Source organism: Paenibacillus sp. AD87 (assembly GCF_001659845.1).
GTDB classification, from domain to species: domain Bacteria; phylum Bacillota; class Bacilli; order Paenibacillales; family Paenibacillaceae; genus Paenibacillus; species Paenibacillus marchantiae.
Window position 1 is genome coordinate 535,008 of the sequence record NZ_LXQN01000007.1, and the last position, 13,207, is coordinate 548,214.

Annotated in this window: 10 protein-coding genes; 9 read left to right on the forward strand and 1 reads right to left on the reverse strand. The window is 46.4% G+C overall.

Annotated elements, in window-relative coordinates; genetic code table 11:
- Positions 1 to 105 precede the first annotated feature (105 nt).
- The 7 genes from gpAD87_RS02530 to pstB all read left to right on the forward strand — a co-directional run bounded on the left by gpAD87_RS02530 (position 106) and on the right by pstB (position 9,666).
- Positions 106 to 3,096 (forward strand): histidine kinase, encoded by a 2,991-nt coding sequence (locus tag gpAD87_RS02530; protein ID WP_064635977.1) that lies wholly within the window; start codon positions 106 to 108, stop codon positions 3,094 to 3,096.
- Between the two features lie 26 nt (positions 3,097 to 3,122).
- Positions 3,123 to 4,250 carry a response regulator gene (locus gpAD87_RS02535; RefSeq protein ID WP_064635979.1) on the forward strand — a complete coding sequence of 376 codons (1,128 nt, stop codon included), beginning with the start codon at positions 3,123 to 3,125 and terminating at the stop codon, positions 4,248 to 4,250.
- Between the two features lie 312 nt (positions 4,251 to 4,562).
- A complete protein-coding gene (locus gpAD87_RS02540; RefSeq protein ID WP_231952413.1) occupies positions 4,563 to 5,957 on the forward strand; it encodes a stalk domain-containing protein in 1,395 nt (464 codons plus the stop codon).
- Positions 5,958 to 6,012: 55 nt separating this feature from the next.
- Positions 6,013 to 6,876 (forward strand): phosphate ABC transporter substrate-binding protein, encoded by an 864-nt coding sequence (locus gpAD87_RS02545; RefSeq protein ID WP_063565318.1) that lies wholly within the window; start codon positions 6,013 to 6,015, stop codon positions 6,874 to 6,876.
- A gap of 107 nt (positions 6,877 to 6,983) precedes the next feature.
- Positions 6,984 to 7,952, forward strand: a complete 969-nt coding sequence (pstC, locus tag gpAD87_RS02550; RefSeq protein WP_064635981.1) for a phosphate ABC transporter permease subunit PstC — start codon at positions 6,984 to 6,986, stop codon at positions 7,950 to 7,952.
- Positions 7,949 to 8,857 (forward strand): phosphate ABC transporter permease PstA, encoded by a 909-nt coding sequence (gene pstA, locus gpAD87_RS02555; RefSeq protein WP_064635983.1) that lies wholly within the window; start codon positions 7,949 to 7,951, stop codon positions 8,855 to 8,857. The genes pstC and pstA overlap by 4 nt, the downstream gene beginning before the upstream one ends.
- Positions 8,858 to 8,910: 53 nt before the next feature.
- Positions 8,911 to 9,666, forward strand: coding sequence for a phosphate ABC transporter ATP-binding protein PstB (gene pstB / locus gpAD87_RS02560; RefSeq protein WP_197521356.1), 756 nt, complete (start codon positions 8,911 to 8,913; stop codon positions 9,664 to 9,666).
- A 64-nt stretch (positions 9,667 to 9,730) separates the two neighbouring features.
- Here the strand turns inward: pstB and gpAD87_RS02565 are convergent, their stop codons facing one another.
- Complete coding sequence (locus gpAD87_RS02565) at positions 9,731 to 10,609, reverse strand: SDR family NAD(P)-dependent oxidoreductase (RefSeq protein ID WP_064635985.1); 879 nt, start codon at positions 10,607 to 10,609, stop codon at positions 9,731 to 9,733.
- Positions 10,610 to 10,744: 135 nt separating this feature from the next.
- Between gpAD87_RS02565 and gpAD87_RS02570 the strand changes: the two genes are divergently transcribed.
- Together gpAD87_RS02570 and gpAD87_RS02575 are read left to right on the forward strand one after the other, a co-directional pair.
- Entirely contained in the window at positions 10,745 to 11,206 is a 462-nt protein-coding gene (locus tag gpAD87_RS02570) for a MarR family winged helix-turn-helix transcriptional regulator (RefSeq protein WP_064635987.1), read from the forward strand.
- Positions 11,207 to 11,285: 79 nt separating this feature from the next.
- Positions 11,286 to 12,866 carry a leucine-rich repeat domain-containing protein gene (locus tag gpAD87_RS02575; protein WP_064635989.1) on the forward strand — a complete coding sequence of 527 codons (1,581 nt, stop codon included), beginning with the start codon at positions 11,286 to 11,288 and terminating at the stop codon, positions 12,864 to 12,866.
- Positions 12,867 to 13,207 lie beyond the last annotated feature (341 nt).

The window sequence follows — 13,207 nt, forward strand, 5'->3', positions numbered from 1 at the left end:
TCAAGCGTGAGTGCGAAAATAACGCTATATTGAGAGGTAGCTGCTACGGAAGAAGGAGAGATGACTGTCATCAGAAAGGATCGGTTTTTGTTAGGGGTTGGACTAATGACAATACTGCTCGCACTCGTGGTGGTGTTGCAGATCGGGGGTGGACGAGAGACGCCTGTTGCCAAGCAGGGGACTCTGGAGCTGACAGATTTCTCATGGACAAGCCATACCATTATTCCACTGGATGGAGAATGGGAATTCTATCCTGAGCAGTTGCTCTCACCACAGCAGATTCATCTAATGCGTATCAAGCCCATTATGATGCAAGTGCCTGGTGACTGGGATGAGGATGTGATCAATCAAGGCTATCCAATGAGCGGCAAGGGGTATGGGACCTATCGCCTGATCGTGCGGAATGTCCCTCAGGGGGAGCAGCTGGCAATTGCCAAACGGTATGTTCGATTCGCGGATGCGATGTATCTGGATGGGCAGCTTATGAGTCGATCAGGGCTTCCCGGCACGTCTGCGGCATCCTATAAACCACGCAATGAGCCATATACGATTTATTTTCATACGGAACAAGCAGAGCTTGAAATTGTGTTACAGGTAGCTAATTTTGATTTTCGCAGCGGTGGCATCTACAACTCGATTGAACTGGGGTATGCCAGTCAGATTGAAAGAAGAACGATGATTCAGTCTGGACTGGAGCTGTTCATCATGGGGATTGTAGTCATCTTTGGTTTGCTGTTTTTCTATCTCTATCTTCGTCTGCATCGTGATCGCATTCAGTTGCTTTACGCGCTATTTTTCTTGGGTTTTGCCGTCATTGTGGTGACGAATGGGGAGCGTCTGTTATTACAGCTTGCGCCGGGAATTCCGTTCGAGTTCGCCTTTAAAATGAAATATGCAGCGGTATATGGTGTAGCCGTCGTTGTTAGTATGATCACATGGAAACTTGCCCCTGGACTGGGGCAAACGATCAGAAGATGGCTTCAGCTGCCAAGTGTTCTGCTTGCTCTATACGTCGTCCTGATCATGATATCCCCATTTCGAGTGTATTCCTCCATTCAGGAAGGCATGTATATCGTTAACCTGTTGTCTTATGCCGTAGCCTTTGCTGTCATTCTGCATTACTATGTTCTGAAAAAATATGAGAGCAAGAGTCGTTCCCAGTTACAGCTGCTCATCACATGTATCTGGCTTATGCTTGTAAACTACGTTCTTGGCATCCTTGTAACGTGGTATCCGGTGAGTCAGATTCTTCTGAATTGCACAACATTAGTTATTTTGAGTGTCTTCGCCGTGCTCCTGATCTATCAATATGTTGGAGCTTATGGTGCGATGCAGCAGCTTATGCAACAGCTCCAATTATCGGACAAAGTAAAGGATGAGTTTTTGCTGCTGACATCGCATGAGCTGAACTCGCCGCTTCACAGCATCATTCATTTGTCCCGTTCTCTTCTAGGAACGTCGTTGAGACGCACGAATGAGACCGAAATTCGAAGTAAGCTTCAACTCATACGCAATACATCATACCGGATGTCCAATCTTGTGAATGATCTGATCGATATGTCTCGATTTAGAGACGGTAATATGAAGGTTTTGGTGGGCACTGTTGATCTGGTTTCCTGCCTTTCGTTGGTCACGGAGGTGCTCGGGTTTTTGGCTACGGGCAAAGGAATCGTTATGGTACGCAGGCTGGAGCCTGAGGCCCGATATGTTGTGGCAGACGAGAGCCGTCTGCTGCAAGTGCTGTACAACCTTGTCTATCATATGATTGGTCAGCATAGTCACAGGGAGCTGGTATTCGAGTGCGAACGGCATCAAGAGCGAGTGCGGATTATCCTTCGTTTCGAGGCACATACGGAACAGATTCCCCGATTTGGGACAGAAGAACGCCCTGATTTAGAGAGTATGCATAACGGTTCAGCAGGCTTGTCTGTTGCAGCAGAGCTTGTCAGCATTATGGGGGGCAGGCTTAGCGTCAACGATGAATCAGAATCAATTCAGATCGAGCTTCCATCCGCAGAAGATGCTGGCATGGAGAACGTCATAGAGACTGCAGTATCTCAGGAGAAGCACGGAGAGGATTTGTCGGGATTGCCGTCCGACAACGCTCCAGCAGCCATATTGATTGCAACAACCGATCTTGTGGACATGGAGCACCTGAATACATTACTTTCTACGGAAGGTTTTCAGTTGATCTTTGCGGACTCCGATATGAAGGTACAATCGCTACTTGCAAGCGGTAAGCTGCCCGATCTCGTCATTGTGGATGCGATGCTGCCTGCGGTTACCGGTTATGAGGTGTGTAAACAGATTCGGCTGGAATTCAGCCAGGTGGATCTGCCGGTTCTGTTTATCAACATGCGAAGTACACCAGCGGATATTGAGGCATGCATTAAGGCAGGAGGCAACGATTTTATTACACGCCCGCTGGATGCGGGTGAGATTCTGGTCCGAGTACATACCTTGCTCGGCATGAAACGGCTGGTGAAGGAAGCGGCGAACAACGAAATGGCGTTTCTTCGTTCACAGATCAAACCGCATTTTCTGTATAATGCCTTGGGAACGATTATGTCGTTATGCTTCACAGACGGGCCTAGAGCGGGAGAGCTGTTAGGCAGCTTCAGTCGTTATTTGCGAATTCTTTTTCATCTGGATAACTCGGAGGAGTTGATTCCGCTCAGCAAGGAAATGGAGTTGATTCAGGCCTATGTGGAGATCGAGCAGGAGCGCTTTGGTTCACGTCTTCAGGTTGAATTAGATGTGGACAGATCACTGTATTCCTGTAAAGTGATGCCACTCCTCATCGAACCGCTGGTGGAGAATGCTATCCGGCATGGGGTGTCGAAGAAGATTGATGGAGGAACGGTTCGGCTATTCATTCGAAAATGTGAAAATCGGGTTCAAGTGGTGGTTGAGGATGATGGAGTTGGCATGTCTCCTGAGCAAGCGGCAAGTATTCTGGACAGAAGCCATGCCGAACATGGAATTGGCTTGCAAAATGTACAGAGGCGACTGAAACACATGAACGGACAAGCACCTGTGATCCAGAGTGAACAAGGTCACGGGACGAAGATAACGATTGAATTTCCATACCAATAAATGAAGGGAAGGGGGAACCTGTAGTGATGCAAGCGTATTTGGTGGACGACGAGCCGCATGCTTTGAATATGCTGGAAATGTTCCTTGCTCGAACAGGTAAAGTACACGTCGCAGGGCGTGCGGCTAATGGCTTCGATGCGCTTGCTGCATTTCGGAACATTCACCCGGACATCTGGTTTCTGGATATTGAGATGCCAGGAATGAGCGGATTGGAGTTGGCGGCGAACATACACGAGGTAGAACCGGATGCCTTGATCGTGTTCACGACTGCTTATGATCAGTATGCTGTGGCCGCTTTCGAACATGAAGCACTGGATTACCTGCTTAAACCGATCGAGATGGAGCGCTTGTCACGGACCATTGAGCGATTGACAAAGGAGAAGAACAGACCCACGGAGCCCGTTGTCGTCAAGACTGATAATACGGACAAGTTGTTTGTCCAATTGCTTGGAACATTCCGTGTTGCAATCACCAATGGAAAGACGATGATGTGGCGAACAGCCAAAGAGAAGGAGCTTTTTGCGTATTTGCTGCTGACTAACCCTGCGACAAGTGCAGTTCACCGGGATCGCATTATCGAAAAGTTATGGCCCGATGAACCTTATGAGAAAGCCAAAATTTATTTGCACACCTGTGTGAGCCTGTTACGAAAAAACTTACGCAACATGGGTATTGAACATTTGTTGAGATATAAAAGTGAACACTATATCCTGGATAAGGAACGGATCAGAGCAGACGTATATGATTTTCTGGACATTTCGTTCAGGATGGAGCAAGAAGTAGATATGCCGATATCTCTAATCGAGCAAACTTTACATTTGTATCAGGACGAACTGTTACCTCAGGAGGATTACCCATGGATAGTGGAGCTAAGTCATCGGCTGGAGCAATTTTCACTTGAGCTTAAACTGAAGCTTTCCGAGAAATATCTGGATTCCTATAACGGCAGAAAAGCAGCAGAGGCAGCAGAACGTGCAATCAGTCAATCGCCCTATGAAGAAGAAGCCTATCGTCGTGCCATGCAGGCGTACTTGTACATGGGTAAACACGATCATGTGCTGCGGATCTATCGCAATCTCAAAGAAAGATTGACCGAGCTTAACATTCAGCCCTCCTTTCTCACGAGACAGTTATATGAACAGATTGAGGTCTGAAGAATCGACATGTTCTGATACTGGAGCCGCATCTTAACTCACAAAAAAACGAGTCATGGATCATATTCCATCGACTCTTTTTTTGTATTTATGAAAACATTGACAATTCGTTAACAATTCCAGGATTTCCCGTTTACAAATCTCTCCTATAATTACAATCGTGATAGGTCATTTTTACTATGAACGTGGAAGTTGGGGGGATGAGCCGGACAAGCTCTCATAAAGACGATACATGCAGAATACCAGACTGCAGGGCATGACAAAACGAGGCAAATTAAATGGAATAGAGAAGGGTGACAAGAGCCAATGTCAATGAAAAAGGTGTTAGTGGTGTCCATGGTAGCAACAGTGTTAGGTACTTCTGTGGTTAGTGCAGTATCGGCTGCTCCTGCAGTGAAACCTGTGGCTAATGCAGCTCAGGTGCAAAATTCCACGCTTACAATAAACGGTAACAGCGTCGTCGTTCGTTCCATCGTTAAAAATGGGGAGACACTTGTGTCACTTCGTGATGTGATCAAAGCCATTGGCGCACAAGCCGAAGTACATAGCGGAACGACGGTGATCAAGCTGAATGATCACAGCGTGACGCTCCAAAACAATAGTAAACAAATCGTGGTAGATGACGTCAAAGTGAATCTGAATCAACCAGTTACTATCATTGGTGGTACAAGTTACATCGCTCTTCGTCCACTGGTGTCGGGCGTTGGCGGTACGATTGTCAAACGAAACGGACTGCTTGAGATCAGTACGGTATCCTTGATCGATGAAGTCGAGAATCCTCGTTTTGCCGGAGCGGATAAGCTGATTGTTTCCAAGAGCGATAACAATGGCAGAAACGATTATCTCGTGAATACGACAAGCGGCAAATATGAGTTGTTGTTAACGACAGACGGTGGATCAGATCTCGTTATTTCGCCAAGTGGTGATCAAGCGGCGTATACGAATGCCGAAGGAGCCGTTTATGTTATTGATCTGAAGACTAAGGCTTCGAAACTGATTACGAGCGACAACAGCATCAAGCCTGAATTAGTATGGTCTGCTGACGGGAGTGCAATCTACTTCCTGCAAGGAGATAAAGGGTCCGTGATTGCCAAGCTGAATCTGGCGGATGGCGCGATTACGAAAGTGGTCGAAGACAAGGTGGACTATAAGGAAAACCTGAATGTTTCTGCTGACGGTAAGAAATTCATCTATACCGTAACAACACTTGGTACCGTAACTTCGGATACAACCAATGTGGATGAAGACAATGTCTCCATTGATTTCTCATCCAATCAACAGCAAATATTTTCGTATAACACAGGAAATCCAAAACCAGAGGCTGTGAAGCTCACAACATCAACCGACGACAAGGTATTTGTATGGTCTGCTGACGGACAGAAAGCCTACTACGTGAGTGTACCTTCCGAAGACGGTAAAGCATCATTGCTGTCTGTGGATTCATCTCAAAAGTCTACGCCGGTGTATGCCGAGTACGATGTAGAACAAGCTATTCTGTCGGGTGGCATCTTGTATGTACTTGCGGGCCAGGATGACAGCAACAGCGTGATCCTTTCGATCGATCCGGTAACTGGAAAACAAACCAAGCTGTACACCGTATCTTCCGATGTATCATCCATCGCGGTTGCCGGAACACAAATCTCTGTGGTTGAGAACGGCCGAGTCCTGGTACAAGCTGGCGGAAGCTGGAGAGCCGTTACGAAGTAATGTTTTATATCAAATATGACCACAAGCTTTTTAATTCGAGAGGAGTTTAATTAACATGAAAAAATGGATCAAACCCTTCACAGCAATGCTTATGGCTGTATCTCTGATTGGTGGACTGGGTGGCGCAACTACAGCATCAGCTGCCAAGAGCACAGAGAAAGGTAAAATTGTCATTAACGGTTCCTCCGCATTGCTTCCGCTGACACTTCAAGCTGCCAGCGAATTCAAAAAAGATAATCCAAAAGTTAAAATCTCGGCTTCCGCAGCAGGTTCCATCACAGGTCCTCAATCCGTTCGTAAAGGGATAGCGGACATTGGCGCTGTAGACTGGGATGCATCCAAAGATGTACCTGGCTTCAAGAAATTTGATGGCTTGGTAGCCAATCCAGTAGCTGTAACAGTGTTCACGGCTGTCGTTAATACCAATGTGGGTGTAAGCAATCTGACAACAAAACAACTGCAGGACATCTTCTCCGGAAAAGTGACAAACTGGAAGGAAGTTGGCGGATCGGATGCCAACATCGTTGTAGTTAACCGTAAATTTGGTTCCGGTACACGGGTTAACTTCCAACAAAAAGCTTTGGATGGCAAGGACTTCATGAGCAAAGGGGACAACTACAAAGAGGTTGGCTCCAGCGGCGATATGAAAACAACGATTGAAACGACACCAAATGCAATCGGTTATATTGACCTTCCGTATGTAACTAGCAAAATGAAGGCTGTATCAATCAATGGCGTGGCACCAACAGAGAAAAACGTCCTGAACAAAACATACAAAGTATGGGGGATTGGATATTACATGACCAAAGGTCAACCTACGGGAGCAACCAAAGCGTTCATCGAGTATATCCAAAGCAGCAAGTTCCAGAACGGTTCCCTGAAAAAACTGAAATTCATTCCGCTTGCTGCCGTTAAATAACGAAAGCTGCGAACGTCCATCATTCTCGCATTTCATAAGGAAAGGGATAGCCAGCTTCTGCGCACGGTCGCCAAGCTGGCTTCTCTATGTGAAAGGAAGAGCCCTTCATGATCGATTTAAATCCATCCACGAACAGCCCTGCTCCGAGTGAGCTTGGTTCAAGCATTGGCAAGGCTCCCGGATCGGGAACCCGGTTTGACCGTAAGGCGCGTTTAAGATGGTCCAATAAACTGTTTCGCATGATTTGTATTGGCAGTACATTGTTCGTTTGTCTCGTTCTGTTATGCATTCTGGTCCTTATGCTTCGTACGGGCGTTCTGACCTTTGCGGATGTTTCGCTCAGCGAATTCTTTTTCTCTACCAACTGGGACCCGGAAAATGAGCATTACGGTGCGTTGACCTTTATTCTGGGAACGCTGGCACTGACGGGGTTCACGATGCTGTTTGCCATTCCAATCTCCGTCATCATTGCCGTGTTTCTGGCCGAAATGACGCCAAAATGGCTTCGACATATTCTGCGACCCGTATTGGATCTGTTGGTGGGTATTCCTTCTGTGGTATACGGTTTCTTGGGACTGACGATTCTCATCCCCTGGCTTAGGGATATCAGTGGACATGATCTGGCGGACGGTTTGCTCGCAGCGTCCATCGTTCTGACGATTATGGTGCTGCCTACCATTAGCCGGATCAGTGATGATGCCATATCTGCTGTACCGAACAAATACCGGGATGCAGCTTATGCGCTTGGTACGAACCGATTCCAAACCATAACTCGTGTGGTCTTGCCTGCTGCAAGAGGCGGAATCATGTACGCCGTCATTCTCGGGATGACTCGTGCCATTGGAGAAACGATGGCGGTGGTGATGGTCATCGGCAATACGGCGCAACTCGCTAACAGTCTGTTTACACCAACAGCAGTGCTGACAAGTAATATCGTCATGCAAATCTCAAGCGTAGAATTCGATTCTACCTGGAATCATGGGTTGTATATGATGGGCTTTATCCTGCTTGCCATTTCCATCTTGATGATTGTAGCCGTAAGAATGCTTCAGAAGAAAGGGGGGCGCTACTCATGAGTATGAAGAAACAGGCGAATGCTGTCCCCGCCTATTCGTTCGGCAAACGTAGGGGTGCATCCACGCTGATGGACCGGATTTTTACGGGCATGGTATGGGGTGTAGGGATTGTCGTCATTTTATTCATTGTTGGACTGTTATTTCTTCTTTTGGAAAAAGGGCTGCCTTTGCTGAGCTGGGACTTTCTATATGGTGTTCCAAGCGAGATTGAAGAAGGAGGAGGGATTGGGCCGGCGCTGTTCAACTCGTTCTATGTGCTGATTCTATCCCTCCTGATCTCGATTCCCATCGGCATGGCGGCCGGGATTTACCTGGCGGAATTTGCTCCAAACAACAAACTCATGGAGATCGTGCGGATTTGCGTGGAGGGACTGTCTTCTGTTCCATCCATCATCTTTGGTTTGTTTGGTATTGCCCTGTTTGTGGAGTTCTTCGAAATTGGTCTTACGATTCTGGGCGCCGCCGTCAGCCTTGCCTTTCTAAATCTGCCTGTGCTTACCAGGGTAACCGAGGAATCGGTTCGGGCGGTTCCGGTTGAACTTCGTAATGCGTCCTTTGCACTTGGCTCTACCCATTTGCAGACGATCCGTAATGTATTGCTGCCGGTGGCTATAAACGGGATCATGACAGGCATTTGCCTTACGGCAGGTCGGGCATTCGGAGAGAGTGCCGTCATTATTCTGACCGCAGGGGTGTCTACATCCGGGGAAATGTGGGATTTCAATTTGCTATCGCCAGGAGGAACCCTTGCTGTACATCTGTGGTACATTCAATCCGAAGCTATTGTGCCCGATGCCGAGGAAATTGCGCAAAAGACAACGGCTGTGTTGATCTTTGTGGCCTTGCTCATTAATATTCTGTTCCGTGTGCCAATTTGGCTGAATGCACGCAAAAATCAAGCCTGATGTGTCAGGCTGATCCAGTAACAAGATCAATTTCAACACCGGGAGGAACTATTGTGCGGTCAATCATTGAGATCAACAAATTGAATTTATATTACGGTCAGTTTCAGGCGCTAAAGGATGTTTCCATTGAAATTCCGGAACGGGCCATTACCGCTTTCATCGGACCGTCCGGTTGTGGTAAATCGACGCTGCTGCGGACCCTCAACCGCATGAATGACCGGATACCGGGAACACGTATCGAAGGTAAAGTGGCCGTAGGCGGGACGGACATCTACAGCGGCGAGGTGCATGTGGAAACCATTCGCAAGAAGATCGGTATGGTTTTCCAGCAGCCAAATCCCTTTCCAAAATCCATCTACGATAATGTGGCCTTCGGCCCACGACAACACGGCATTCATGGCAAAAAGAAGCTGGATGAAATCGTGGAACAGAGCCTGCGTTCTGCTGTCCTGTGGGATGAAGTAAAGGATAACTTGAAGCGTTCCGCGTTAAGTTTATCCGGAGGACAACAGCAGCGCCTCTGCATCGCACGTGCACTGGCAGTGGAGCCGGACATTCTGCTTATGGATGAGGCTACGGCGTCGCTTGATCCCGTCTCGACCTTCAAGATCGAGGAGTTGGCTCATGAGTTGAAGGAACGTTATACCATCGTGATGGTCACACACAATATGCAGCAAGCAGCTCGGGTCTCCCAGCAGACGGTGTTCTTCCTGAATGGGGAGGTCGTGGAATACTCCGCCACCCAAGACATGTTCGCCGAGCCCGTTGATTCGCGTACACAGGACTATATTAGTGGTCGATTTGGTTGATTGTGGATCGGCAAGAGGTGGAAGTCTTTCAGATAGTTATCTGGAAGGCTTTTTTCTGTTTTGATTATTTCAACAGACCACGTTGCTCCAGTAATTGTGTCGTAACCTTCCACAGCTTGTTTTGCATTCCAGCATCTCCGCCCGGATACACAGGAGTAATGGATGCCCCGCTTCCAACATTGAAATATCCTCCCGAAACCTCACTATATTCCGATTCCACTGCCAAACGAGTCATGATGTTCGCACCCCGCCGTGGGTCCCCGATATGCAAAAACGTTAGAATGTGCTCAAGCACACTCGCAAACCACAACTCTCGTCCGAGACCCGTAACATTAAAACCTGGATTCAAAGCATTCACTCGGATTCCGGTTCCGTCCCATTGACAGGCAAGTTCGCCATTAAACATAATATTGAGCAGTTTGGTTTTGCCATAGATTGAGGAGGATCCGCGTGCAGTAAAGGGGGCGGTATCCGTTAAGTCATTGGGCAGCACCAGTTTGCCGTGATTCCTGGAGGCTTCCGATGCAACATTGACGACTCGAGCGTGGCCTGCCCGAATCAGGGAAGAATGCAATGTGTGAGTTAGCAGCCAAGGTGCCAAATAGTTCACGGCGATCATCTCGGCAAACCCTTCGGAAGTGACTCTTTGTTCAAAAGCATGAAGACCCGCATTATTCAAAAGTACATCGATACGCGGATAAGCGGCTGCGATTTCAAGCCCTATACGTTTTACATCGCACAGTAAGGACAAATCTCCAAAGAAAAAGTTGATCTTGGCGGATGGCGCAATTTCCCTGATTTTGTTTCTGGTCGTCTCGGCGCGTTCTTCGCTTCTGGCTGTGAGCACAAGATGTGCACCGCGTTTGGCAAGTTCAATGGCGGCAAGCTGCCCCAGTCCACTTGTTGCTCCGGTAATTACAATAATGGGTTGTGTTGTTCTCATAATGAGGTCTCCTTTTGACACGAATAGGATCGAATTATATAATGGACATAAATCAACTATATAATTTAATTGATATTTGTCAACTATATATTCATAAGCCTACTTTGATGTATCGAGGAGAGGGAAACAACAATAATGAGTGAAAACCCGGTTAAAACCAAAGATAGAGAAACTCTGGAACTGGCACTAGGTGAGCAGATCCATGCGCTAATTAGTGCTTCGCATGCGCTTAATGTGCGATCTGCCGAGCGTTTTGATGCGACTATGCAGCCTGCCGCTTTTCATTTGGTGCGGTGGTTGTATTCTTACGGTCCTACAAGCGCCGCAGCTTTGGCAGAAGCGACGGCTATGGACCGCAGTTCGGTAAGTCGTTTGATTAAACAACTTGAGAAGGCAGGGTATGTAAGCAAGGAGCCGGACCCCGAAGATCGGCGCGGCGTTTTGTTGTCTTTGACGGAGCTTGGTCAACAATCGACGGTGGGTGCGCTCAAGGAGAAGGAGTCAACTTTTTATGAACGCATATCGGGATGGAATGAAGAGGAACTGGAACGTTTCACCACTATGCTTCGTCAGTTCAATGGACTTGAGTTAGTGTAAGTAAAGTGATCGAGCTATGGATTAAACGAGGAGGGACCGATATAGAAGATGGGAATACTACAATTTACTTTCGGAGTGGATGATTATTAAAATTTGGATGCTTGTTCCAGCAGAAAAATCTATGCGTATTGAACTGGAGTCGTTTGAGCAAGATGATGAACGAATGGATGCTTATTTTGAGGGAAATAGCAAACATTGGGAGCCACCGGTATTCGTGACTAAACGAAAAGGTAACAAGAGTGATTGTATTAAATATTCTATTACTTTTTTAGTGTTTTCGAAAAAAGCAAAAGAAGTGTTGACTCCTTTGATCGGCAAGGACGTCGAGTTCCTGCCTCTGATTCATGAGGAGCACGACATGTTCGCCGTAAAGGTGAATCGGATACAGGATTTCATCGATATGACCAATCCAGTTGAACGAATGATGGGTTATGGTTTTTTCTCGGAATACATACACATCCTACCAGAGAGAATTGAAGTGGATGCGCATTTGTTCTGTTTACCTCAACACCACCATCTAAGATTTTTTGCGACAGACACATTTAAAAAAGTGGTGGAAGAGCATAAGTTGAAGACCTTTCAATTCATTGAGGTATGGGATACGGAAAACACAGAGGAGATGAGAAAAGAACGTCTGAAAGCATATGATCAATACTATGCTGCCATTGCGGACCGACAGCAGGTTCCATATGAAAGCGCAAGAAGCATGGTCGAATTAGGAAATATTTTTCGTCATGATGATCACATATTACTTCAGGAAGATGACCAATTTCTGATTGGGAAAATACTTGATAACGAGACTATTCAATGGATAAGGCCCACTTATATCCCACCCATATATTTTGAATGGCAATGGTACATGTATGAGTATTCCGAACGTGAGAGTGCTAGACAAGAGTATTTCGCAGAGGTATCCCACAAAGTAAACGGGCTAAAAGGAACGAAAGTTCTCTTCGAGGATGAAATTCTGGAACGCAGTATTCGGGCAGAGCTTCAAGTTTTCAAGGAGGATCTGACGGATATTAATCTTCTTCAATTAAGGAATATATTTCGTTATCATGAAAAAGGAAACGTTTACTATCTGGACGGAATCCAGTATGCCAAAAATCTGAAAAGCTTTAGCATTCGTGATACTCCGGATTTTGATCTAGACGAGCTGAAGTACCTTCCAGAGAATGTAGAAACATTATGTATCAACGATAATGGATTGACTAGCATTTCTAAATTGAATGAACTTAAGCATCTATCAAAATTGGATTCCATTCACATAGAAAATAACAAACTGGTTGATTTATCTCCGTTAAAAATCTTCCAACATTTACAGTGGATCAGGGCAGATCATAACCAGATCGAAGACATTCTTCCCCTCAATCAAATCAGGGAGTTGAGGAAGCTTATATTGGACCATAACCCAATTAGGAATATTCACTTATTGGAGTTGCCGGAGCTTCGAAGTTTAATAATCGAAGGGGTACATACAGAGGATTGGAGCTTTTTGCTGACTCAGTTCCCAAAACTGGAGGACGTAAAAATCTCTGAGAGGGGAATGTCGGAGGCTTCACGCAAGAGTATGAGAGCAGTTATCAAAAGCAAGCGATTCGAGGTGGATTGGACTCTGGCCGACGGAGGCAGCAGGACATATAACAAGTTAAGACGATAAGAATTAGATAGCAAGTGCTCGTTATGCAATTGTGGGTACGAAAAAAATGTAAAATGATCTAATAGAGTAAGGGCCAGCCGACTCGTGCCCACATTTCACAACCCGTTAACTTACCCTTCACAAAAGTAAACATGTAAAAGCTAAATCAAAACCCAGTCAAACCCAGAGTACCTACGGATTCAGGGCGCATTGCGTCTGTGCATTCGTGGGTTCTTTTTTCTATATTCGGCAAATGTTCCGTTCTCAGATGTTTACAAAGTCCTTCATTTATACCTCTTCATCACCCCTGTTATGTTAATTCTCTTCCTAATGCTCCACTAACTGTGGTGGAACTTTCCTGA

Bases quoted from the DNA above. Each gene is read 5' to 3' on its own strand.
- gpAD87_RS02530 (WP_064635977.1), top strand. From the start codon at position 106: ATGACAATACTGCTCGCACTCGTGGTGGTGTTGCAGATCGGGGGTGGA.
- gpAD87_RS02535 (WP_064635979.1), top strand. From the start codon at position 3,123: ATGCAAGCGTATTTGGTGGACGACGAGCCGCATGCTTTGAATATGCTG.
- gpAD87_RS02540 (WP_231952413.1), top strand. From the start codon at position 4,563: ATGAAAAAGGTGTTAGTGGTGTCCATGGTAGCAACAGTGTTAGGTACT.
- gpAD87_RS02545 (WP_063565318.1), top strand. From the start codon at position 6,013: ATGAAAAAATGGATCAAACCCTTCACAGCAATGCTTATGGCTGTATCT.
- pstC (WP_064635981.1), top strand. From the start codon at position 6,984: ATGATCGATTTAAATCCATCCACGAACAGCCCTGCTCCGAGTGAGCTT.
- pstA (WP_064635983.1), top strand. From the start codon at position 7,949: ATGAGTATGAAGAAACAGGCGAATGCTGTCCCCGCCTATTCGTTCGGC.
- gpAD87_RS02565 (WP_064635985.1), bottom strand. From the start codon at position 10,609: ATGAGAACAACACAACCCATTATTGTAATTACCGGAGCAACAAGTGGA.
- gpAD87_RS02570 (WP_064635987.1), top strand. From the start codon at position 10,745: ATGAGTGAAAACCCGGTTAAAACCAAAGATAGAGAAACTCTGGAACTG.
- gpAD87_RS02575 (WP_064635989.1), top strand. From the start codon at position 11,286: ATGATTATTAAAATTTGGATGCTTGTTCCAGCAGAAAAATCTATGCGT.